Genomic DNA, 21,379 nt, shown 5'->3' with positions numbered 1-21,379 from the left:
TGAGCGCCAACCATGACCACGCATTACATGGACCTTTCTTTGCTGCCGGATCCGGAGTTCAGCCCAACCCCGTTGCGCAACGCACTGTTTTCCAAACTGCACCGTGCGTTAGTGCAATTGGAAACGGGTGAGATCGGCGTGAGTTTTCCGGGGCTGAACCCGCGAGGAACCGACCTGGGCGCTACGCTGCGGCTCCATGGCACAGAGCCCGCGTTGGAACGCTTGCAAGCATTGCCCTGGCTGCAAGGCATGCGCGACCATGTACTGGCAGGCAGCGTCGCCCCGGTGCCTGGGAGCACGGCACACCGGGTGGTGCGCCGCGTGCAGGTGCACAGCAGCCCTGAGCGCTTGCGCCGCCGACAGATGCGCCGACACGGCTATGACGAAGCCGAAGCCCAAAGGCGTATCCCGGACAGCGCGGCGCGGCGGCTGGATTTGCCTTATCTGAACCTGCAGAGTTCCAGCACAGGACAGGCGTTTCGCCTGTTTCTCGAGCACGGTCCGGTGCAAGCCGTGCCGAGCCTCGGCCATTTCAGCGCTTATGGGTTGAGCCCCCTGACGACGGTTCCCTGGTTTTGACCCTTTTTTGGAGCCATTGCCAAAACCTTTATGAATCAAGCACTTGGGCGTACTGGTAGCAAAAAGGGATGAATGGAGGCAGCAGCTGTTTTTCACTGATGAATCAACAGGCTAGGGAGATTTTTCTCTACTTCACTGCCGTATAGGCAGCTCAGAAAGAGGCCGGAACCACGGCGGGGCCGGCGATGGCCTTCACTGCCGTATAGGCAGCTCAGAAATGTCCGCGCAAGCGTACGTTCGATGAGGGCCCCTTCACTGCCGTATAGGCAGCTCAGAAAACCTGGGACAAGTCGGCACCGTCCGGTACTTTCTTCACTGCCGTATAGGCAGCTCAGAAATACCGGCCAACCATCCGCGACGGCGGCTGCTCCTTCACTGCCGTATAGGCAGCTCAGAAAATGTCCGTAGGAACGATCATGGGCAACACGCTCTTCACTGCCGTATAGGCAGCTCAGAAAAGTCGTTGGCGTGGACGGATGGAGCCGCATCATCTTCACTGCCGTATAGGCAGCTCAGAAAATCACAGACACCGTGCAAGAAAAGCAGCTGCTCTTCACTGCCGTATAGGCAGCTCAGAAATCCTGTGCGTTGGCGTACACGTTGGCGCCGAGCTTCACTGCCGTATAGGCAGCTCAGAAATGCGAGGCCGCCCATGCCTCGAACTGCTCACGCTTCACTGCCGTATAGGCAGCTCAGAAAAACGCATCAATCACGGCCAGTGCCACCAGTTCCTTCACTGCCGTATAGGCAGCTCAGAAAACGTCCGCGCCCAGGCCCGCACGCGCTGACTGCTTCACTGCCGTATAGGCAGCTCAGAAAATCTGCAGCGTTCCTGGTGGCGGCGTGTAGCCCTTCACTGCCGTATAGGCAGCTCAGAAAAAGGCGGGCGAGATCGCGCGGCGCATCACTGGCTTCACTGCCGTATAGGCAGCTCAGAAAATGTACTGCACGGCCTTTGTGAGCTTGTTGACCTTCACTGCCGTATAGGCAGCTCAGAAAAAAGAAAAGGGCCGCACTCGGCGGCCCCTTGGCTTCACTGCCGTATAGGCAGCTCAGAAAAAGGTCGAACCCGGCGTGCAGTCGCTCGCGTGCTTCACTGCCGTATAGGCAGCTCAGAAAATTGGTTTTCATGACGCCCCGGTTTGCAATTCCTTCACTGCCGTATAGGCAGCTCAGAAAAACTCAGGCGGCGTGTACTCGCGCTCATCCTTCTTCACTGCCGTATAGGCAGCTCAGAAATAGCGGCAAGCTGGACAAGCGGCCGGGCTGGGCTTCACTGCCGTATAGGCAGCTCAGAAAACGGTGCGCCTGAATGATCCCGTAGCCATTTTCTTCACTGCCGTATAGGCAGCTCAGAAAAGAAAGCTGTCGGCTCTAACGTCCGTCCATTTCTTCACTGCCGTATAGGCAGCTCAGAAAGCAGCAGCGGCAGACCTGCCGGAGGCGCTGCGCTTCACTGCCGTATAGGCAGCTCAGAAATTCGGGGCGCCATCGACACGTACCGCAATTCTCTTCACTGCCGTATAGGCAGCTCAGAAAAAAGAAAAAGCCATCGCATGGCTGGCTGGTGGCTTCACTGCCGTATAGGCAGCTCAGAAAAGCTCCGGCCAGACGCTGTCGCTCCAGCTCGATCTTCACTGCCGTATAGGCAGCTCAGAAACTTGCCCAGGAGCCGCCACGGGTGCGGGGTACCTTCACTGCCGTATAGGCAACTCAGAAAACCGGCAGCACCGATGGAGCAGGATGCGGTGCCTTCACTGCCGTATAGGCAGCTCAGAAAACCAATGGCCGCGGCTGCGGTGGCCAGCACGCCTTCACTGCGGTATAGGCAGCTCAGAAAGTCCAGCTTCAGGCAGGAGCGGGTCTTCCGCACTTCACTGCCGTATAGGCAGCTCAGAAAGGCGTCGTCGGCGCGATCTGCCGCCCCCCGGCCTTCACTGCCGTATAGGCAGCTCAGAAATGCTGCCGCTTGCGCATGCTTCAGTGCGCGCTCTTCACTGCCGTATAGGCAGCTCAGAAAAAAAAGAAGCCGGACAGGATGGAGAGCATTTCCTTAACTGCCGTATAGGCAGCTCAGAAATGCAGCTCCCGCACGGTCCGCTCAAGCACGACCTTCACTGCCGTATAGGCAGCTCGGAAAATCGTCTCGCAGACGTTGGTCTGATGTTGCCCCCGTATTCCCGGCCCCGTCCTATTCGCAATAAAGCGCCTGATCCACCGATGGCTCCAGTCGCACGCGCGCTCCGCCAGCGCCTGCAAGAGCGCCATGTAGTGCTCCCCCATCCGCTCCATCGTCCCAGAATCGAACAGCTCCGCCGCATAGAGGATGGCCAGCGACAGGTGTCCATCGGCCCGCTCCCTCGACTCCAGTACCCATTCGAATTGGGCCTCGCCTTCCGGCAGGGCGTGTGCGTGCGCCGTGACACCCGGAATCCGTTCGAGCGCGCGGTAGTCTTCAAAAACATGGTTGAAAAGCAGCTGGAACAGCGGGTTCTGCCCCGCGTTGCGTTGCGGCTTCAATGCCTCGACGAGTTGGTCGAAGGGCAGGTCCTGGTGGTCATGCGCCCCCAGCATGGATGCGCGGGCGCCCGCCAGAATTTCCTCCAGCGCCATGCCAGCCTGCACACCATTGCGCAGCACAACGGTGTTGACCAATAGGCCGACCAGTCCTTGCGTTCCTGGACGGTGCCGGCCGGCCACGGGAATGCCGATGCGGATGTCCTCCATGCCCGTGTAGCGATACGCCAGCGCCTGCAGCGCTGCCAGCAGCACCGTGAACAGGCTGGTGCCGTGCGCCTGCGCCCGCTGGCGCAGGGTTGCCAGCAAATCCGCCGGCAGTGCCATCCCGTGGCGCGCCGCGCGATAGCGGCCTTGGGCATGGCGCGGGTGGTCGGTCTGCAGGGCCAGCACCGGGTGCACCTCGCCCAGCTGACTGCGCCACCAATCCAGCTGGCGCGCGCCCTCCCCTTCCTGCAGCCAGGCGCCATGCGAAACGGCATAGTCCGCATATTGGAGGCCATCGCTCGCAAGAAGGGGCAAGCCGCTGCCTGAGAACGCGGCGGCACAGTGCGCCGCCAAGGCGTCCAGCAGCAATTGCATGGACGCCGCATCGGACACGATGTGGTGCATGACGAGCACGACGATCTGCGACGTGTCGGCCAGGCGAATCAGCGCCAGGCGCCACAGAGGGCCGCGCCCGAGATCGAAGGGCTCGGTCCTCCACTGCAATGCCAGTTCGTCGATGCGCAACCGTTGTTCGCCGCCGGGCAGCCCACTCAGGTCCGCCACGGAAACCACGGGTTGCAAGGCAGGCTGTATCCATTGCCGGGGCGTGCCATCGGCACCTGCGCGAAACACGGTGCGCAACGATTCGTGCCGTGTGGCCAGCGCCTCGGCGGCGGCTTGCAGCACCGCGGTCGGAAGGTGTGCGCCCTCCAGACGCACCGCCGCTGCGACGTGGTAGGCCGCGCTGCTCGGCGCCAGCTGCCACAGGAACCACTGGCGCGCCTGCGCGGCGGATAACGGCAGCCCCTGAAAGCGCTGCTCGGCAGGCAAAGGCGTGATGCGCAACGGCGGCACCGTTCCCGTCGCACTGCGCTGCCGCGCCTGAACCATGGCAGCGCAATCGGCCAATCGCGGTTGCTCGAAAAAATCGCGCAGCGTGAACTCGATGTCCCAGCGCGTGGCCACGCGCACCGCGGCCTGCACCGCCAGCAGGGAGTTGCCACCGGCGGCAAAAAAGTGCGTGCCCCGCTCGATGGGTCGGTCCTGCGGCCATTGCAGCAGTTCGCGCCATATCTCCGCCAGGGCCTGCTCGTGGTCGGAGAGCGGGCCGCTGACTGCTTGAACCGGGGCCTTCCCCTCTACCAGGGCACCATGTTCCCAGACGGCATAGGCATCCAGCGTCTTGCCCTCCCAGCCCTTTCGGCAGGCCTGCCGCTGCAGCTTTCCGCTGGAGGTCTTGGGCAGTGTCCCAGGGTTGAGCAGCACGACCACCGACAGGCCCTGCCCGAACACTTCGCTGACGGCAGCCGAAAGCGCCTCGGCCAGTGCCGCCGCAGGTACGAGCTTTTGCAGGCTGCGCGAAACCTCCGCAGCCACGCCGATGCCCTCTCCGTCCGGCCCCGATACCGCGAAGGCGGCGACCCGGCCTTTGCGCACCGCATCCACACTGCCCTCGATGGTGCGCTCAATGTCCTGCGGATACAGGTTGTGCCCACGCAGGATGATCAGGTCCTTGATGCGGCCGGTCACATACAGCTGCTGCCCATGCAAGAAGCCGAGATCGCCCGTGCGCAGCCAGCGGCGGCCCTCGCGTTCGACGAACGTGGCTGCCGTTTCTTGCGGCTTGCCCCAGTAGCCCGCACAGATGCTCGGCCCTTCGGCCCAGATCTCGCCGACCCGGCCCGGCGCTTTCTCGGCGAGCGTCGACGGATCGACGAGCATGACGGTGTGCCCCGGCACCGCCGTGCCGCAGGCCACCAGCGGCGAGCCTGCATGGCCCTCGCCTTCCAGGCGCGCCCCCACGCCCTGCGCGAGCTGCTCGCTGTCGAAATGGTGGGCCACCATGCCGGCATCGCGCTGGCTGCCCGTGACAAAGAGCGTTCCTTCGGCCAGGCCATAGCAGGCGTACACGGCCTGAGCGGAAAAGCCCGCGGAGGCAAAGCGCTCGCAGAACCCGAGTTCCGTGTCCGCACGCACCGGCTCGGCACCGGTGTAGGCCACCCGCCAGCACGACAGGTCCAGCCCATCCATCTGGGACGCGGACACACGCTCCGTGCACAGCCGGTAAGAAAAGTCGGGGCCGCCGCTCAGCGTGGCGCGGTGGCGCGAAATCAGCTCCAGCCAGCGCACCGGACGCTCCAGGAAGTACCGAGGCGAAGTCAGCACCAAAGGCGCGCCGCTGTAGAGCGGCTGCAGCAGCCCGCCGATCAGGCCCATGTCGTGATAGAGCGGCGCCCACGACACGAACTTGTCCTGCGGACCGATTTCCATGCGCTCACGAATGGCGCACTCGTTGGCCATGAGATTGCCGTGCGTGACCATCACCCCCTTGGGCGCAGCAGTCGATCCCGAGGTGTATTGCAGGAAGGCCACGTCGTCATCGGACGGGGAAAACGGGCGCCAGTCCTCCGCCAATTCCAGAGCCACCGAGTCCACGGCGATCGTCCGGACCTGATCGAAACCCTCCTTGGCCGAAGCCATCAGCGCCAAAAGCGCCGAAGAGGTGAGCACACAGGCGGCCTGGGAATCGGTGGCAATGCCCGTGAGCCGGGCCAGGTGCTGGGGACGCAGGGATTCCGGCGGAAACACGGGCACGGCGATCACACCGGCGTAAAAGCAGGCCAGCATGCTCGCGGCGTAGTGTTCGTCGTTGTCGAGCATCACCAGGGCCCGATCACCCGGCGCGCATTGCTGCTGCAGCCGCGCCGCCAGGGACCGCGTGCGCCGCTCGAAGGCGCCGTAAGTGAAGGCCCTTTCCACCGGCTGACCGTCGGACTCGCCCGCGACGGTGAGCCACACCTCATCCGGCCGCGTCAGGGCCAGCGATTGCAGGTGCTCCACGAAATTCTTCGGTGCCGGGTCCATCCGGCCAACCGATGCTGTCAAGCCTGTCATGTGTCCATTCCCATGGTTGATTGGCCCGTTTCGCACCCTGAAGGGCGGCGGGCGGATGCGGTAGACCTCGGCCCACTAACCGGGAGCCGGCACCTTGCTGCGCCATGCCAGCGCCGCCATGTAGCCCGGCGGCGCTGAAAGCGCCATGGCCTCCAGCCCAGACCATTGCGGCACGGTGCTTTCCACTGACCACCGGCCTTCCCGGTCGGGATGAATGCCTACGCAGCGCAAGTGCTCGGCAATGCCCACGCCGATGGCCTTGAGCACCGCTTCCTTGCCCACCCAGCACTGGTAGAGGGCGTGCTGCGGATCGGTCGCCCAGGTCACCGCGACACGCTCCCGATCGGTCAGAACGGTCTGCGCCAGGGAGTCGATATCCAGCCCTTCGCGGCATTGCTCGATGTCGATGCCCACGGCACTGACGGCGCCCGGGTCTGCCACGGCGATCAGCGCATGGCCTCCGGAGTGCGACACGTTGAACAGCGGTACTTCGCCACCTTTTTCAATGAACGGCTTGCCATGGGCATCCTGCGCCAGCGGCACCTCGGCGGGTCCGCAGCCCAGGCGGCCGGCCAGCAAGCGCCGGGTGGCCGCGCGGGTCTCCGCAAAGCGCAGGCGATCCGCCGCCCGCAGGAACCGGCCGGCGCGTGCGCGCTCCGCCGGACTCAGGACGTCCAGATGCAGTGCTTCATCGCTTTCCAGATCGAAGTCGAGGCGGTAGCCCTCGATGCCCATCGGCATCGGCTCAGGCAAGCGCTGCAGCGGCATGCGCACCTCCCGCTGTGGTCTGCGCCAGGCGGCGCACGAGTGACTCCAGGAAGGGGCCTTCCTGTTGCCGCAGGAAGAAGTGCCCGCCTTCGAACCAGTCGAGCGTGCACGCCGCGCTCGACTCCGCCGACCATGCCTGCATGCTCGCTGGATCGATGCGGTCCTGCCGGCCCGCAAACACATGCAATGGCACGGACAAGACACCTGGCTCGGTGTGGCGAAAGCTCTGGCACACCTGGTAGTCCGCCGCAAGCGCATCGAGCGTGAGGCGCATCAGTTCGGCACTTTCGAAGACCTCCTCCGGTGTGCCGCCCTGCTCCCGCAAATCGGCGATCAGGGCGGCATCGTTGTCCTTGCCCGCGAACCGATTCGGGTCACGCATCGAGGGAGCCGAACTCCCCGACAGCAGCAGTGCCTGCGGCATCGGCCCACCCCGCTGCTTCTGGCGGCGCGCCATGCCATAGGCCAGCAGGGCGCCCATGCTGTGGCCGAACACCACATAGCGACCCTGCATCGCCTGTGACTGCTCGGAGCACAACTGCGACACCAGCGTATCGAAGTCTGGGACGAAGCCCTCGGCCAGGCGCGCACCGCGGCCCGGCAGCTCCACGGGAACGACCCGCAGCCACTGCGGCAGCAGTCGCCTCCACCGCAGATACATCGCGGCGCTGGCGCCCGCACAGGGCAGGCAGAGCAGATCGATGCGGGATTCGACGGGCATCAGCCGCCCACGGAAGAAGACACCGAAGCCGCCTGCCCCTCCATCCACTCGCGCAGCGAGCGGGGGCGCATGTCCGTCCAGACCTGCTCGACATGGGCCAGCACGGCTTTCTTGTCGCCCTGCACGCCCGGCACGGCCGACCAACCGCTCGGAATGGCCTTCCAGTGCGGCCAGATCGAATACTGGTCTTCGTCGTTGACCAGAACAATGAAAGTCTCGTCGTCGCGGTCGAGGCAGCTGGTTGACATGGATACGTCCTTGGGCAGTTGAGAGGGATGGCTGCACAGCGCAGTCCGACAAGGACGCGCCATGCGCTTCTGCTCAACTAGACGTGGCAGGGACGAATCTGTTCACGGGATGGTGCGCGACGCAGCGCATGCGGCGCACCATCCGACCCGCAAGAATGCGCGCGACGAAAGGAATTCTGGCAGGGCAAGGGTGGCTGCACGACGCTGGCAGCCAGACAGGCAGGTCAGTCCTGCATCCTGGGCTGGACTTGCGCCAAAGCGTGCTCCTCCAGATCGCCCATGGGTGCCGTCAGGCCGGCCAGCAGCCAGAGCCGCGCCGCCTTGTCGTAGGCCTTGCGGTGCGCCTCGTCGGTCGCCAGCCAGTGCATCATCGCCTCGCGGGCAGCCGGGTCGAAATTCTCTCGGTCGTACTCGCGCTGCACCCAGTCCCACGCCACGGCCCAATGGGGGTCGGCTTGTGTCATGCCTCAAACTCGCTCGCGCCGCGGCGCATCGGTGGCCAACCGACCGGATGCGGATGCACCGGCCCTGGCTGACGGCCACCTTACCGCAAGTGGGCCTCGCCGGGCAAAGCGCTTTTTCGGAAAGTACGGAGTTCGATGGCGCCGTGGCGAGCGTTTCAATCGTCCGTGAGCAGGTGGTGCAGGGCGGCAATGGCCTGGGTGGCCTCGGCGATCAGCCGGTTGACCAGCCCCAGAGCGCAGCCCAACGAAATGGCGATGTCGCGCTGCGTCATGCCATCGAGCCGGTACAGCTGGAATGCCACGCGGGTTCTCGTGGGCAGGTCCGCCAGCGCCTTTTCGATCAGGCCCACCAGCTGCCGGTCGCGCATCAGGCGGTCGGGCGACCCGGGCCCGGCCACCTCCAGGGCTTCGACATCCATGCCGGAGGCAACGCAGTTGCGCTCCACGGCCTGCCGCCGGCAATGGTCGAGCGCCAGATTGCGCACCACCTGGCAGCAGTAGCCGATGGGCTGGTCGATCTTGCGTTCGCTCGCACCGCCGACGATGCGCAGATAGGCGTCCTGCACGATGTCATCCGCCAGATCCATCGTGCGAACGATCTTGTGCGCCACGCGCAAAAGCTGCGCCCGGTTGGCCACGAACACCTCTCCGAGCGATGGCCCGGACGAATGCAAAGACATGTACAGCACCTCCCAGTGAACTGAATAAATCGCCATGGTCCGGAGCGGCCGGCTGCCTTCGCCCCTGGCCCGGCAGGTCGCCCGCCTACAGCGCTCCCCGCTGCCATCCAGCGCCAAAAGAGCAAGCGGTTATTTCATGGACTATTTCATCGATCATCCATGAAATGTTAATGAGAATTATTATTAATTGGTGACAGAAAGAAACCGCGAATCCGCGGTGAATGACCTTACCCATGAAGACGTGCGAGCGCGAAAGATGAAGACAGGGACGAGGCGCCACGCACGCGTCCTGCCGCACGGCCCGGTCAGGAAACGCAGCGAACCAATGCAGCGGCGCAGGGATCGCCTCCGCTACCGGCGCGCCGAAAGCGGGCGACGCCTCCCGCAAAGTCGGGACAGGAATGCCCAGTCAGACTGGTTGCTATTAAAAATATAGCATCAAAGGCAAACAATCCGCCGGCATGAGCGGCTTTTGACTGCCATGACTGCCAATGGCAGCCAGCGGCCCTTCTCCGCCGCTCAGGCCTCCCCCTGCGCGCCCTCGCCGTCTCCTTCGTCGTCCGGAGCGGCACGCCGCTCGTGCACGGCCTTCACGGCCGGGCGCGCCAGCACCTCCACATAGAAGGCATCCGCCCCGTCCGCCGCCGCCGCGCCCACGCGATCGATCAGGTCGGCCAGCGGCACGGTTTCCGCGGAATCCTTCGTCAGGCCGAAGCGGCAGTCGAAGTCCCAGTAGTTCGATCCGGCGGGCAGTTCGCGCTTGCGTTCGCGGCGCAGGTACTGGCGGATTTCATGCTTGACGGCATCCAGAACACGCTCGCGCTGCTTGTTGGGGGAAATGAGGGTGAAGTTTTTTCGCATGGGCGATGGTAGCCCCAGCGGGCCATCCGCCATGCCGCGCCATTGCATGGATGACGTGCAAAAAAACTTGAATCCGTTGCAGCCCCGGCCCCGTACCCCCACCACAGGAAGACGGCGGAGGCGATCCATGGCATGCAGTGCCGCGCATCGGCCGGCCCCGCTTTCCTGCCTCTCCGGCAACGGCTCCCTGCCGCTGGACCGACATGTGACCTTCGTGCTTCGCACACCACCAGGAACCACCATGATCGACATCCCTGCATCGCCCCTTGAAATCCTGCAACGCCGCTCCGACAAGCTCAAAGAGCGTCGCATGTTCTTTCGCAAGACCGGGGGCTTTGCCGCCGGCATGGCGGGAGGCGCCATCCTGACCGCGTGCGGCGGCGGGTCGGGCCCGGCCATCGGCGCCGACGCCCCCACCGACCCGGAGATTCTCAACTTCGCGCTGAACCTGGAATACCTGGAGGCGCAGTTCTACCTCTACGCCACGACCGGCGCCGGTTTGCCCGATGCGCAGACCACTGGCACAGGCACGCGCGGCACCGTGATCGGCGGCACCAAGGTGCCCTTCTCCGACCCGGTGGTGGCGGCCTACGCCAAGGAGATTGCCGCCGACGAACTGGCCCATGTGAACTTCCTGCGGGCCGCCCTGGGATCGTCCGCCGTCGCCATGCCGTCGATCGACGTGGGCGGCACCGACCCGAACGGTGCATTCTCCAAGGCGGCGCAGGCCTCGGGGCTGATCCCGGCCGGGACGGCCTTCAATCCCTACAAGGACGATCTGAGCTTTCTGCTGGGCGCCTTCATCTTCGAGGACGTGGGCGTCACGGCCTACAAGGGTGCCGCGCCGCTGATCCAGAACAAGACCTACCTGGAGGCCGCTGCCGGCATCCTGGCCGCCGAGGCCTACCACGCGGGCCTGGTGCGCACGGTGCTGTATTCGAAGGGCATCGATGCCCAGGCGGCGGCGGGCAAGATTTCCGACGCGCGCGACACCCTGGACAACTCCAAGGACCTGGACCAGGGCATCGCACCCGACGCCAGCGGGGCATCGAACATCGTTCCGCTGGACGCCAACGGCATCGCCTACAGCCGCTCTCCGGACGACGTGCTCAACATCGTCTATCTCACGCCCAACGCAGCCAGCCAGGGCGGGTTCTTCCCGGCCGGCGTGAATGGCAGCCTGCGTCTGAGCAGCGTGTACATGTAGCCGCCCGAAGGCACCGCCGCGGCGTCGTGCCGCCGTGGTCTCCGCCCACACCGCTCATCCTTGCAGGAGTCCTTGCCATGCCATTGCATTCCCATGATCCGGCAAGCCATGCCGAAGTGCCCGCGCATCACGCCCTGTCCTGGCGCCAATGGCTGGGGCTGGGCATCGTGGCCGCGGGCCTGGCCATCCTCTCGGCACAGGCCATGGGTGGCCTGGTCAGCGGAGACGACCGGCTGCGCGGCGCCCTGCTGGGCGGGCTGATGGCGGCTGCAGCAACGGCGCTGGGCACGCTGCCCGTGCTGCTGTCGCAGAAGTTCTCGCAACGCACGCACGACACCATGCTCGGCTTCGGCGCCGGGGTCATGCTCGCGGCCAGTGCGTTCTCCCTCGTCATTCCCGCCCTGGCCGCGGCGAAGTCCCAGGGCGCCGGGCCGTGGGGGGCGGGCGGCATCGTGGGCGCGGGCATCCTGGGCGGGGCCCTGTTGTTGCTGCTGATCGATCGCGCCGTGCCGCACGAGCATTTCGTGAAAGGGCTGGAAGGCCCGCAGGCCCGCGCCATCAAGCGCGCCTGGCTCTTCGTGCTCGCCATCACCCTTCACAACCTGCCCGAGGGCCTGGCCATCGGGGTCGCTTTCGCCGGCCCGGACGGCGTGGGGGCCAAGGCGCTGGCCGCGGGCATCTCCATCCAGGACGTTCCCGAGGGCATGGTGGTGGCGCTGGCCCTGCGCGGCGTGGGCTACGGCCGCTGGATGTCCGCGGGCCTGGGCGTGGTGTCCGGCCTGATCGAGCCGGTGGCGGCCGTCATGGGTGTGGCACTGATCGGCCTGTCGGCCAGCCTGCTGCCCTGGGGGCTCGCCGCGGCCGCGGGCGCCATGCTGTACGTCATCAGCCACGAGATCATTCCGGAATCCCACCGCAAGGGGCATGAGGCTTTCGCCACGGGAGGGCTGATGCTGGGATTCGTGGTGATGATGCTGCTCGACACCGCCCTGGGATGAACGGCCCATCCCGGCCTTGCAGCGTTTTCCATCGATGAATCGACCCTGATGTACTTATTGAATTTTCAGTAAATCCTGAAAATTCAGTAAACCTGAAGCACAATCGCGGCATGACACAGATCAAGCCGCTCCCCTCCCTGAATCGACAATTCGTGGCCCATTTCGGCGAAATGGGCAGCCGCTGGGGCATCAACCGCACCGTCGGGCAGATCTACGCCCTGCTCTACCTGTCGCCCCGCCCCGTCAATGCGGATGAAATCGCCGAGACGCTGGAGTTCTCGCGCTCGAACGTGAGCATGGGCCTGAAGGAACTGCAGGCCTGGCGGCTCGTCCAGTTGCGCCACCAGCCGGGTGACCGGCGCGAGTACTTCGAAGCGCCGCAGGACGTCTGGCAGATCTTCCGCACCCTGGCCGAAGAGCGCCGGCGCCGCGAGATCGAGCCCACGCTGTCCATGCTGCGCATGGCCCTGCTGGAAGAGCCCGCGTCCGAGGACGAACGCCACGCGCAGCAGCGCATGCAGGAAATGCACGACCTCATCGACCGCCTGATGACCTGGTTCGATGACGTGCAGCGCCTCGCACCCGAGACCGCGATGCAGCTCATGGGCATGGGCACTGCCGTCACGCGGGCGCTGGAGTTCAAGGACCGGCTCACCGGCAAGGGCGGCACCGTCAAGCAGGGCGGAAAGGACCGGTAGATCGCCATGGACACCTTCATGCTCTCGCGGATCCAGTTCGCGGCCAACATCAGCTTTCACATCCTGTTTCCCACCATCAACATCGCGCTGTGCTGGTTCCTGGTGTACTTCCGGCTGCGCCACCGGGCCGCCGCCGGCACCCCGGCCGCGCAGGGCTGGGAGCAGGCTTACTACTTCTGGACCAAGGTCTTCGCGCTGACCTTCGCCCTCGGCGTGGTGTCGGGGGTGACCATGAGCTTTCAGTTCGGCACCAACTGGCCCGGCTTCATGGAGCGCGCCGGCAACATCGCGGGCCCGCTGCTGGGCTACGAGGTGTTCACCGCGTTCTTCCTGGAAGCGACTTTCCTGGGCATCATGCTGTTCGGCCGCCAGCACGTGAGCGACCGCGTGCACCTGATCGCCACCCTGCTCGTGGCCGGGGGCACCACCCTGTCGGCCTTCTGGATCCTGAGCCTCAACTCCTGGATGCAGACGCCTGCGGGCTTCGAGATCATCGACGGCAAGTTTCACGCGGTGGACTGGCTGGCCATCGTCTTCAACCCCTCCTTCCCCTATCGCCTGGGCCACAAGCTGCTGGCGTCCACGCTGACCGCCGGTTTCCTGCTGGCCGGCGTGAGCGCCTGGCAGCTGATCCGCGGCACGGCCACGCTCGGCACGCCCCTGGCGCTGCGCGCCGCCCTCGTCGCGGTGGCCGTGGCCATCCCCGCACAGATCCTGATGGGCGACATGCATGGCCTCAACACCTTGCAGCACCAGCCCGCCAAGATCGCCGCGATCGAAGGCATCTGGCACACCGAAAAGGGCGCGCCGCTCACGCTGTTCGGCTGGCCCAACGAGAAGGAGGGCCGCACCGATTACGCCGTGCAGATCCCCAAGGCCGCCAGCCTGATCCTGGCGCACGACAGCGAGGCCGAGCTCAAGGGCCTCGACGCATTCCAAGGCGCGCATCCGCCCGTCGCGCCCGTGTTCTGGAGCTTTCGGGTGATGGTGGGCATGGGCATGCTCATGCTGGCGGTGGCATGGTGGGGCGCTTTCGCGCTGTGGCGCCGCCGCAAGGAGGCCTCTGCCGTGGCTTCGCTCCCGCGCGCCCTGCTGTTCACCCTGGTGGCCATGACCTTCTCGGGCTGGGTGGCCACGCTGGCCGGCTGGTATGTGACCGAGATCGGACGCCAGCCCTACCTGGTGTACGGCCTGCTGCGCGCCGCCGACACGGTGGCGCAGCACCCACCCTCCACCGTGGCGATGTCGCTCGCCGCCTATCTGGCGGTGTATGCCACGCTGCTGGTGAGCTATGTCGCCGTCATCAAGTACATGGCCGAACACGCCGCCATGCCCACGCCGGCGGTCCGCCCGCCGGCGCCGCAAGCCGTTTGAGGTGCCCGCCATGGAAATGACCCTTGCCAATGTTCTGCCCCTCGCCTTCATGGCGGTCATGGGCCTGGCCCTGCTGGCGTACGTGGTGCTGGACGGCTACGACCTGGGGGTGGGCATGCTGCTGCCCTTCGCCACCGATGCCGAAAAAGACACCATGGTCTCCAGCATCGGACCGTTCTGGGATGCCAACGAAACCTGGCTGGTGCTGGGCGTTGGCGTGCTGCTGGTGTGCTTTCCGATGGCCCACGGCGTGGTGCTTTCAGCGCTCTATGCGCCGGCCACGGTGATGCTGCTGGGGCTCATCCTGCGCGGTGTGGCGTTCGACTTCCGGGTGAAGGCGCGCGATGCCCACAAGACCGCCTGGAACCGCACCTTCGCCGCCGGCTCGCTGGTGACCACGCTCGCGCAGGGCTGGATGCTGGGCGCCTATGTGACCGGCTTCGCAGGTGGCCTGTGGCCCACGCTGTTCGCCGCCGGCATTGCCGCCACGCTGCCCGCGGCTTACTGCATGCTGGGTGCCGGCTGGCTGCTCATGAAGACCGAAGGCGACCTGCAGCGCAAGGCGCTGGCGTGGGGCCGTGCCGTGCTGTGGCCCATGGCCCTGGCCCTCGCCGCCATTTCGCTGGCGACGCCCCTGGTCAGCCACACGGTGTTCGAGAAGTGGTTCGCGCTGCCCCAGCTCTTCGTGTTGCTGCCGATTCCCCTGGCCTGCGCCGCGGCGCTGTTCGCCATCCACCACGTGCTGCATACCCCGCGCATCGTGAACGCGGGCTACGGCTGGATCGTGTTCGTCGCCACCGTCGCGGTGTTTCTTCTCGCGTTCTTCGGCCTGGCATACAGCCTTTATCCCTACATCGTCATCGACCGCATCACGGTGTGGCAGGCGGCGAGCGCACCCGAGTCGCTTGTGGTCGTGGCGGTGGGCGTGGGCATCACCCTGCCAGCCATCGTCGCCTACACCATTTTCATGTACCGGGTGTTCTGGGGCAAGGCGAAAGCGCTGACGTACGGGCTTTGAGCGCGCTCGCCTGCGGCCCCGGCTTTCATTCGAAAAGGCAGCGGCGGCGTGTGCGCCTACATCGGGCAGGCCGATCTGGCAGGCAGTGGCAAGGACGATTGCATTACGATTCCTGCAACATGAGCAGCAGCGAAAAGCCCCCCGTACCCGGCCCGTGGCAAGCCTACGTGGCCGAAGGCGCCCCCAGCGAAGTGTCCGACCACAAGGACGACATCTTCTTTGCGGCCATCGAAACCACCCGCATGCCCATGCTGGTGACCGACCCCCGCCAGCCCGACAACCCCATCGTGTTCTGCAACCGGGCTTTCGTGGCGATGACGGGCTACTCCGTTCAGGAAATCATGGGGCACAACTGCCGATTTCTGCAGGGCCCGGCCACCGACCGCAACACCGTCGCCGCCATCCGCGAAGCCATCGAGCAACGGCGCGAGATTTCGCTGGAACTGCTGAACTACCGCAAGGACGGCTCCTCGTTCTGGAACGCCCTCTTCATCTCCCCGGTCTACAACAGCCGGCGCGAACTGGTTTATTTCTTCGCCTCGCAGCTGGACGTGAGCCGACGCCGCGATGCGGAGGAAGCCCTCTCGCAGGCGCAGAAGATGGAGGCCCTGGGCCAACTCACCGGCGGCATCTCCCACGACTTCAACAACCTGCTCCAGGTGATGTCCGGGCACCTGGACGTCATGCGCGTCAAGAACCGCAACAACCGCCTGGGGCCGCAGGACATCGACCGCTCCATCGACAGCATCCGCAGTGCGGTGTCCAAGGCATCCACGCTGACCCAGCAGTTGCTGGCCTTCTCGCGCAAGCAAAAGCTCAAAGGGCGGGTGGTCAATCTCAACAGCCTCGCCCGGGGAATGGCCACCCTGGCCGAGCGCACGCTGGGCGATGCGATCGAGATGGAATACGTGCTCGGCGAAGACCTGCCGAACTGCGAGCTGGACACGACGCAGCTCGAAGTGGCCGTGCTCAATCTGTTGCTGAACTCCCGCGACGCCATGCCCAACGGGGGCCGCATCCGCGTGGAAACGCAGGCCATCCACCTGGATGCGCAGGATGGCAACAACTTCTCCGGACTGCAGTCCGGCCGCTACGCCACCATCTCCGTGACGGACACCGGCGCCGGCATCCCGCCCGAAGTGGTGTCGCGCGTGATGGACCCCTTCTTCACCACCAAGGAAGAAGGCAAGGGCACGGGCCTGGGCCTGTCGATGGTGTACGGCTTCGCCAAGCAGTCGGGCGGTGCCGTCACCATCTACTCGGAAGTGGGCCTGGGCACCACGGTGCGCATGTATTTCCCTGCAGTGCACGGCCGTCCCCACCCCGACCTGGCCGAATCGCTGGTCCCGAAGAATCGCGGAGGCAATGAAACCATCCTCGTGGTGGACGATCGGGTCGAGGTGGCCGAACTGGCCCAGGCCATGCTGGAAGGCCTGGGCTACACGGTGCACACGGCGCACAGCGCACATGCCGCGCTGAAACTGGTGCGGGCGATGCCACAGGACGCACTGCCGGATCTGCTCTTCACCGACGTGGTCATGCCCGGGGGATTGAACGGCTACGAACTCGCGCGCGAGATGCGCAAGACCGTGGCGGGCATCCACATTCTGCTCACCACGGGGTTCGACCGCGACATGGGCAGCCTGGCCAATGTCGCGCCGACGGAGTTCGAGATCCTGAAAAAGCCCTACCGGCTGGCAGACCTGGCACGCAGCGTGCGCATGGTGCTGGACGGCGCCACCGGCACCCGGACCTGACCGCATGCACCCGGGCGCGCGATGCACTGAAATTTCGCGACGCCAGCAATCCAACGGCGACAGGCCTGCGTACAGGAAGCAGGCCGCACATTCCGATGCGGCACTCCAGGAGCCGCACATGCCGAAAAGCACCGCCAATGCCATTCGATGGGCCGAGCAGGGCATCGTGCCCGACCAGATGGTGCGCTACGGCATCCGCCGTCTTTTGAAAGAACGCCTGCAGGAAATGCGCAGCGGCGACGCCGCAGCCGCGGCAGAGCAGACGCAGGCGTTCGTGGACGCCATGCGCACGGCCGAACTGGCACCACTGCCCGACAAGGCCAACGAGCAGCATTACGAGGTGCCGGCCGAATTCTTCGGCGCGGTGCTCGGCCCGCATCGCAAGTACAGCAGCGGCTACTGGGGCGACGGAGCTGCCACCCTGGCGCAGGCAGAAGAAGCCGCGCTCCTTCGGACGTGCGAGCACGCCGGCATGGCCGACGGGCAGCGCATTCTGGAGCTGGGCTGCGGCTGGGGGTCCCTCACGCTGTGGATGGCTCAGCGCTATCCCGCCAGCCGCATCACCGCGGTCTCCAATTCGCACTCGCAGCGCGCCTACATCAACGCCGAGGCGGCCAGGCGCTGTCTGTCCAACGTGCAGGTGATCACCTGCGATTTCAACCGCTTCGACATTGCGGACCGCTTTGACCGCATCGTTTCGGTGGAGATGTTCGAGCACCTGCGCAACTGGCCGCAGGCCTTTGCCAACGTGTCGCGCTGGCTCGCACCCGGGGGCCGTTTCTTCATGCATGTGTTCGCGCACCGCGAGGCACCCTACCCGTTTGAGGAACGCGACGCGAGCGACTGGATGAGCAAGCATTTCTTCTCCGGTGGCATGATGCCCAGCGACGATCTGGCCCTGCACTGCCAGGACGATCTGCAGTTGCGGCGGCGCTGGCGTTGGGATGGCACGCACTACGAACGCACGGCCCGCGCCTGGCTGGACAACATGGATCTGCAACACGACGCGCTCATGCCACTGTTCCGCCGAACCTACGGAGAAGACGCCCCGGCATGGTGGAGCCGGTGGCGCCTGTTCTTCCTGTCGGTGGAAGAACTCTTCGGCTTTCACGGTGGGCAGCAATGGTGGGTGAGCCACTACCTGTTCGACCGTCGCAACTGATCGGATGGGCATGAACGCATCAGCCACCACCACCTGGGCCTTGTTCGGCCTCGCCTGGGCCCTGTCCGCGTCCGTTGCCACGTGGGTGGTGAGCCTTGCCCGCAAGGACGCCAGCCTGGCCGATCGGGCCTGGCCCATACTCATCGCCGGCTGCGGCGCCGTGTATGGGGCCTTGGCCCCGAGCCTTGGGGCCCGGGGCACCGCGTTGCTGCTGTTGTCGGGGATCTGGGGACTGCGGCTGTGCGTCTATATCACCGCACGCAATTGGGGGCACGGCGAAGACCACCGCTACCGCGCGATGCGCGAACGCAACCGCCCGAACTTCGCCTTCAAAAGCCTCTACCTCGTGTTCGGCCTGCAAGCCATGCTGGCCTGGATCGTCTCGGCGCCGTTGCTGGCAGGCCTGGCGGCATCGCCCCGCCCACTGGGCGCGATCGATGCGATCGGCATTGCCCTGGCCGGATTCGGCATCGTGTTCGAAGCGGTGGGCGATGCGCAGATGGCGCGCTTCAAATCCGATCCCGCCCATGCGGGGCAGGTCATGGACCGGGGACTGTGGCGGTTCACGCGCCACCCCAACTATTTCGGTGAGGCCTGCGTCTGGTGGGGCCTCTGGCTCGTGGCGCTCGCAGGTACGGGCTGGGCGGGCGTATGGACCATCGTGTCGCCCGCGCTCATGACGGTCCTGCTGCTGCGCGTGTCGGGCGTGGCACTGCTGGAAAAAGACATCGCCGAGCGTCGCCCGGCCTACCGCGAGTACATGCTGCGCACCAATGCCTTCATTCCGGGACCACCGCGCACCGGAGGCTCCCGATGACCGGCCGCCTGGCATCCCCCGGCCGGCAAACCGCCTGGTGCGTTGCCGCCGCCTTGCTGTGGACTGCTACGGCCATGCCTGCGGCCGCAGCGATGCCGGCGGCAAACGAGTGGAATTTCCAGGTGGCCCTGGATGGCACGCCGATCGGCGAACACCGCTTTCGACTGTCGGCGCCTGCGGCCCAGGAGCGCGTGCTGACCAGCGAAGCACGCTTTGCCGTCAAGCTGCTTGGCTTGGTCGTCTATCGCTACCGGCACGATGCCCGTGAACTCTGGCGCGATGGATGCCTTGAAGCCATCACCGCGGAGACGCAGGACGATGGCAAGGTCAACAAAGTGGACCTGCGCTTTCCCGCGCCGGGCAGCGCCACTCCGCCCGCCGAAGGCATGCCCGCGTGCACCTTGAGTTTTGCGTACTGGAACCCGGCCATCCTGAGCCAGACGCAGTTGCTCAATGCCCAGACGGGCAAGATCGATGCCGTGCAGGTGGTGCGGCAGGGCGAAGGCACCCTCGATGTGCGGGGCGAAACCGTGGCGGCAGTGCGCTGGCGAATCACCGGATTGCCGCAGCCCATCGACCTCTGGTATGCCGCCGACGGCGCGTGGATCGGCCTCGACTCCACCGTGGGCAGCGGCCGCCGGCTCAGCTACCGATTGAAATAACCGACTCTCAGGAGAAAACCCATGATGATCCGCCCCTTTGCCGTCGCCTATGCCTCCACGGCCCTGGTCTTCCTGGCGCTCGACGCCGTGTGGCTCTCCACCATGGCCGACCGCCTTTACCGCCCCGCCATCGGGCACCTCATGCAGGACAAGTTTTCGGTGGCGCCCGCGGCGTTGTTCTACCTGATCTACGTCGCCGGCGTGGTCGTGATGGCGGTGTTGCCTGCGGTGGAGCAGCGCAGCTGGACATCGGCCCTGGGCATGGGCGCCCTGCTGGGGTTGATCGCCTATGCCACCTACGACCTGACCAACCAGGCCACCTTGAAAGACTGGCCGTGGAGCGTGACGATCGCCGACATGTGCTGGGGCGCTTTCGTCACGGGCGCAGCCGCCACGGCAGCCTGCATGGCGACCCTGCGCTGGGGCGGCCCGCTGCGCTGATTGATGGCAGCCACGCGCCCTGGACAGGGCGCGATCCCGCTCACATGCCGACGAGCGCGCCGGCCCAGCGCGCGATGGCGCCATCGAAAACCACCCGACCTTCGATGCCCGCCAGGCAGATGCATTCGCCGCCCGGCTCCACCACCGGCTGATGGTGCACCTGCCCATCGGCGCCGTCGAAATCTCCCGGGCCGAACCGCGCGCGCCCATCGTGGAAGGCGCCATGCAACACCTGGGTCCATTCCACCTCGCTGTGCGTGTGCTGCGGCAAACGCTTGCCCGCACCGATCCGCAGGAGCAGCACGTTGGCCCGGGCATCGTCCGGCAGGATCACGCGGCTCCAGCGCACGCCGGGACCGAGCCAGCGCCAGGGCGAAACCTGGCAGGCATCAAGCGCATCGGGCCAGAAGGCCCCTTGCGGCCAGGATCCGGGGCGCGTCGATGGCCGGCGGCCAGCGCCATGACCAGGACGATGCGCTACGCCGTCGATCACCGCCAGGGTGCGCGCCAACGCATCGGGCTGCAACGTGGCCGGGGCGATGCCGTCCAGCATGGCACCGCCGACCATTTCGAGTGTGCACAAGCGCTCGCGGCAGTGCGCGCACATGGCCACATGCGCCTGGATCAGCAGCGAGGCGGCCGCGGGCAGGTGCCCGGCGGCCTGGGCCAGCAGCACGTCGTCGGCGGGATGGTGTTGGATCGTCATGGCTCAAGGTGGCCGAGCAAGCGGCGCAAATGGTTCATCGCCAGGCGGACCCGCGACTTCACGGTGCCCAGCGGAATGCCCAGATCCTGCGCGATCCGGGCGTGGGGATGCTCTTCGAAGAAAGACAGCTGCAGCACCTGCGCCTGGTCGGGCGACAACTGCTGCAGGGCACGCCTTACTTCGCTCTCTTGTTGGGCGGCGTAGCAATGTTCGTCGGGCGCAGGCGCCGTGTCGGGGATCTGTTCGCCCTGGCCCTCGTCCTGCTCTAGCGCCAGATTGGAGCGGCGCCGGAAATAATCCACCCGCAGGTTGCGCGCAATCGTGAAAACCCAGGTGGACACACCAGCGTGGGCCGGGTCGAACAGGTGCGCCTTGCGCCAGACGCTGACCAGCGCCTCCTGAGCGAGGTCTTCCGCCACGCTCTCCGGGGTTCCGAGGCGCATGAGGTAGGCCTTCACGCGCGGGGCGAAGTGCTTGAACAGCGCCGCGAACGCCTGCCGGTCGCCCTGGGACGCCACCGCCTGGACCAGGGCGCTCAACGCGTCTCCCGTCGGATGGGCTCCATGGGTGGGTGGCTGGGTCACGATCGACAAATAAGG

General features: G+C 65.8%; 19 protein-coding genes, 1 pseudogene and 1 CRISPR repeat array. Of the genes and pseudogenes, 11 read left to right on the top strand and 9 right to left on the bottom strand.

Annotation, left to right across the window (positions count from 1 at the left end):
• Nucleotides 1-12: 12 nt before the first annotated feature.
• Nucleotides 13-579 (top strand): type I-F CRISPR-associated endoribonuclease Cas6/Csy4, encoded by a 567-nt coding sequence (gene cas6f, locus R1Z03_RS02955; RefSeq protein ID WP_317356737.1) that lies wholly within the window; start codon nucleotides 13-15, stop codon nucleotides 577-579.
• Between the two features lie 130 nt (nucleotides 580-709).
• Nucleotides 710-2,719: a CRISPR direct-repeat array (repeat unit 28 nt; unit sequence CTTCACTGCCGTATAGGCAGCTCAGAAA).
• A 161-nt stretch (nucleotides 2,720-2,880) separates the two neighbouring features.
• On the opposite strand, the pseudogene R1Z03_RS02950 reads toward cas6f, so the two are convergent.
• The 7 genes and pseudogenes from R1Z03_RS02950 to R1Z03_RS02920 form a co-directional block, all read right to left on the bottom strand.
• Nucleotides 2,881-6,168 (bottom strand): annotated as a pseudogene (locus R1Z03_RS02950) (condensation domain-containing protein); the annotation flags it as partial.
• A gap of 105 nt (nucleotides 6,169-6,273) precedes the next feature.
• Nucleotides 6,274-6,966, bottom strand: a complete 693-nt coding sequence (locus tag R1Z03_RS02945) for a 4'-phosphopantetheinyl transferase superfamily protein (RefSeq protein ID WP_284429183.1) — start codon at nucleotides 6,964-6,966, stop codon at nucleotides 6,274-6,276.
• Nucleotides 6,944-7,687, bottom strand: a complete 744-nt coding sequence (locus R1Z03_RS02940) for a thioesterase II family protein (RefSeq protein WP_284429184.1) — start codon at nucleotides 7,685-7,687, stop codon at nucleotides 6,944-6,946. The genes R1Z03_RS02945 and R1Z03_RS02940 overlap by 23 nt, the downstream gene beginning before the upstream one ends.
• Complete coding sequence (locus tag R1Z03_RS02935) at nucleotides 7,687-7,935, bottom strand: MbtH family NRPS accessory protein (RefSeq protein WP_317356733.1); 249 nt, start codon at nucleotides 7,933-7,935, stop codon at nucleotides 7,687-7,689. Before R1Z03_RS02935 ends, R1Z03_RS02940 begins: the two co-directional genes overlap by 1 nt.
• A gap of 224 nt (nucleotides 7,936-8,159) precedes the next feature.
• A complete protein-coding gene (locus tag R1Z03_RS02930; RefSeq protein WP_317356730.1) occupies nucleotides 8,160-8,399 on the bottom strand; it encodes a DUF4880 domain-containing protein in 240 nt (79 codons plus the stop codon).
• A gap of 155 nt (nucleotides 8,400-8,554) precedes the next feature.
• Nucleotides 8,555-9,079 carry a sigma-70 family RNA polymerase sigma factor gene (locus R1Z03_RS02925; RefSeq protein ID WP_272548815.1) on the bottom strand — a complete coding sequence of 175 codons (525 nt, stop codon included), beginning with the start codon at nucleotides 9,077-9,079 and terminating at the stop codon, nucleotides 8,555-8,557.
• A 519-nt stretch (nucleotides 9,080-9,598) separates the two neighbouring features.
• Nucleotides 9,599-9,940 carry a DUF6172 family protein gene (locus R1Z03_RS02920; protein WP_317356727.1) on the bottom strand — a complete coding sequence of 114 codons (342 nt, stop codon included), beginning with the start codon at nucleotides 9,938-9,940 and terminating at the stop codon, nucleotides 9,599-9,601.
• Between the two features lie 241 nt (nucleotides 9,941-10,181).
• On the opposite strand from R1Z03_RS02920, the gene R1Z03_RS02915 reads away from it, so the two are divergent.
• The 10 genes from R1Z03_RS02915 (at nucleotide 10,182) to R1Z03_RS02870 (ending at nucleotide 20,074) form a co-directional block, all read left to right on the top strand.
• A complete protein-coding gene (locus R1Z03_RS02915) occupies nucleotides 10,182-11,147 on the top strand; it encodes a ferritin-like domain-containing protein (RefSeq protein ID WP_284429188.1) in 966 nt (321 codons plus the stop codon).
• Nucleotides 11,148-11,224: 77 nt separating this feature from the next.
• The gene (locus tag R1Z03_RS02910) at nucleotides 11,225-12,145 is read left to right on the top strand and encodes a ZIP family metal transporter (protein ID WP_284429189.1); all 921 of its coding nucleotides are present in this window, start codon (nucleotides 11,225-11,227) and stop codon (nucleotides 12,143-12,145) included.
• Nucleotides 12,146-12,255: 110 nt separating this feature from the next.
• The gene (locus R1Z03_RS02905; protein ID WP_317356723.1) at nucleotides 12,256-12,843 is read left to right on the top strand and encodes a GbsR/MarR family transcriptional regulator; all 588 of its coding nucleotides are present in this window, start codon (nucleotides 12,256-12,258) and stop codon (nucleotides 12,841-12,843) included.
• Between the two features lie 6 nt (nucleotides 12,844-12,849).
• Entirely contained in the window at nucleotides 12,850-14,217 is a 1,368-nt protein-coding gene (locus tag R1Z03_RS02900) for a cytochrome ubiquinol oxidase subunit I (protein WP_317356721.1), read from the top strand.
• 16 nt (nucleotides 14,218-14,233) lie between these two features.
• Nucleotides 14,234-15,235 carry a cytochrome d ubiquinol oxidase subunit II gene (locus R1Z03_RS02895; RefSeq protein WP_372588264.1) on the top strand — a complete coding sequence of 334 codons (1,002 nt, stop codon included), beginning with the start codon at nucleotides 14,234-14,236 and terminating at the stop codon, nucleotides 15,233-15,235.
• Nucleotides 15,236-15,354: 119 nt separating this feature from the next.
• Nucleotides 15,355-16,992: a histidine kinase famiy protein gene (locus R1Z03_RS02890; RefSeq protein ID WP_284429193.1), complete on the top strand. Its 1,638-nt coding sequence runs from the start codon at nucleotides 15,355-15,357 to the stop codon at nucleotides 16,990-16,992.
• 118 nt (nucleotides 16,993-17,110) lie between these two features.
• On the top strand, nucleotides 17,111-18,154 hold the full coding sequence (locus R1Z03_RS02885; protein ID WP_317356715.1) for a cyclopropane-fatty-acyl-phospholipid synthase family protein: 1,044 nt from the start codon (nucleotides 17,111-17,113) through the stop codon (nucleotides 18,152-18,154).
• Between the two features lie 10 nt (nucleotides 18,155-18,164).
• Complete coding sequence (locus R1Z03_RS02880) at nucleotides 18,165-18,971, top strand: DUF1295 domain-containing protein (RefSeq protein ID WP_284429195.1); 807 nt, start codon at nucleotides 18,165-18,167, stop codon at nucleotides 18,969-18,971.
• On the top strand, nucleotides 18,968-19,633 hold the full coding sequence (locus tag R1Z03_RS02875) for a DUF6134 family protein (protein ID WP_317356711.1): 666 nt from the start codon (nucleotides 18,968-18,970) through the stop codon (nucleotides 19,631-19,633). Before R1Z03_RS02880 ends, R1Z03_RS02875 begins: the two co-directional genes overlap by 4 nt.
• A 21-nt stretch (nucleotides 19,634-19,654) precedes the next feature.
• Complete coding sequence (locus R1Z03_RS02870; RefSeq protein WP_317356709.1) at nucleotides 19,655-20,074, top strand: DUF2177 family protein; 420 nt, start codon at nucleotides 19,655-19,657, stop codon at nucleotides 20,072-20,074.
• Between the two features lie 40 nt (nucleotides 20,075-20,114).
• Here the strand turns inward: R1Z03_RS02870 and R1Z03_RS02865 are convergent, their stop codons facing one another.
• Together R1Z03_RS02865 and R1Z03_RS02860 are read right to left on the bottom strand one after the other, a co-directional pair.
• On the bottom strand, nucleotides 20,115-20,780 hold the full coding sequence (locus R1Z03_RS02865; RefSeq protein ID WP_317356707.1) for a ChrR family anti-sigma-E factor: 666 nt from the start codon (nucleotides 20,778-20,780) through the stop codon (nucleotides 20,115-20,117).
• The gene (locus R1Z03_RS02860) at nucleotides 20,777-21,319 is read right to left on the bottom strand and encodes a sigma-70 family RNA polymerase sigma factor (RefSeq protein WP_284429199.1); all 543 of its coding nucleotides are present in this window, start codon (nucleotides 21,317-21,319) and stop codon (nucleotides 20,777-20,779) included. The genes R1Z03_RS02865 and R1Z03_RS02860 overlap by 4 nt, the downstream gene beginning before the upstream one ends.
• Nucleotides 21,320-21,379: the final 60 nt, after the last annotated feature.

The sequence above is a fragment of the Acidovorax sp. BLS4 genome (assembly GCF_032929295.1).
Classification (GTDB): domain Bacteria; phylum Pseudomonadota; class Gammaproteobacteria; order Burkholderiales; family Burkholderiaceae_C; genus Paracidovorax.
This window is presented reverse-complemented; position numbering and strand designations above follow the sequence as displayed.

What these genes read in the sequence shown, in the direction of transcription:
- R1Z03_RS02865 (WP_317356707.1), bottom strand. Translation starts at nt 20,780, where the DNA reads ATGACGATCCAACACCATCCCGCCGACGACGTGCTGCTGGCCCAGGCC.
- R1Z03_RS02910 (WP_284429189.1), top strand. Translation starts at nt 11,225, where the DNA reads ATGCCATTGCATTCCCATGATCCGGCAAGCCATGCCGAAGTGCCCGCG.
- R1Z03_RS02920 (WP_317356727.1), bottom strand. Translation starts at nt 9,940, where the DNA reads ATGCGAAAAAACTTCACCCTCATTTCCCCCAACAAGCAGCGCGAGCGT.
- R1Z03_RS02935 (WP_317356733.1), bottom strand. Translation starts at nt 7,935, where the DNA reads ATGTCAACCAGCTGCCTCGACCGCGACGACGAGACTTTCATTGTTCTG.
- R1Z03_RS02880 (WP_284429195.1), top strand. Translation starts at nt 18,165, where the DNA reads ATGAACGCATCAGCCACCACCACCTGGGCCTTGTTCGGCCTCGCCTGG.
- R1Z03_RS02905 (WP_317356723.1), top strand. Translation starts at nt 12,256, where the DNA reads ATGACACAGATCAAGCCGCTCCCCTCCCTGAATCGACAATTCGTGGCC.
- R1Z03_RS02885 (WP_317356715.1), top strand. Translation starts at nt 17,111, where the DNA reads ATGCCGAAAAGCACCGCCAATGCCATTCGATGGGCCGAGCAGGGCATC.
- R1Z03_RS02925 (WP_272548815.1), bottom strand. Translation starts at nt 9,079, where the DNA reads ATGTCTTTGCATTCGTCCGGGCCATCGCTCGGAGAGGTGTTCGTGGCC.
- R1Z03_RS02915 (WP_284429188.1), top strand. Translation starts at nt 10,182, where the DNA reads ATGATCGACATCCCTGCATCGCCCCTTGAAATCCTGCAACGCCGCTCC.
- R1Z03_RS02940 (WP_284429184.1), bottom strand. Translation starts at nt 7,687, where the DNA reads ATGCCCGTCGAATCCCGCATCGATCTGCTCTGCCTGCCCTGTGCGGGC.
- R1Z03_RS02930 (WP_317356730.1), bottom strand. Translation starts at nt 8,399, where the DNA reads ATGACACAAGCCGACCCCCATTGGGCCGTGGCGTGGGACTGGGTGCAG.
- R1Z03_RS02870 (WP_317356709.1), top strand. Translation starts at nt 19,655, where the DNA reads ATGATGATCCGCCCCTTTGCCGTCGCCTATGCCTCCACGGCCCTGGTC.
- R1Z03_RS02900 (WP_317356721.1), top strand. Translation starts at nt 12,850, where the DNA reads ATGGACACCTTCATGCTCTCGCGGATCCAGTTCGCGGCCAACATCAGC.
- R1Z03_RS02875 (WP_317356711.1), top strand. Translation starts at nt 18,968, where the DNA reads ATGACCGGCCGCCTGGCATCCCCCGGCCGGCAAACCGCCTGGTGCGTT.
- cas6f (WP_317356737.1), top strand. Translation starts at nt 13, where the DNA reads ATGACCACGCATTACATGGACCTTTCTTTGCTGCCGGATCCGGAGTTC.
- R1Z03_RS02945 (WP_284429183.1), bottom strand. Translation starts at nt 6,966, where the DNA reads ATGCCGCTGCAGCGCTTGCCTGAGCCGATGCCGATGGGCATCGAGGGC.
- R1Z03_RS02895 (WP_372588264.1), top strand. Translation starts at nt 14,234, where the DNA reads ATGACCCTTGCCAATGTTCTGCCCCTCGCCTTCATGGCGGTCATGGGC.
- R1Z03_RS02890 (WP_284429193.1), top strand. Translation starts at nt 15,355, where the DNA reads ATGAGCAGCAGCGAAAAGCCCCCCGTACCCGGCCCGTGGCAAGCCTAC.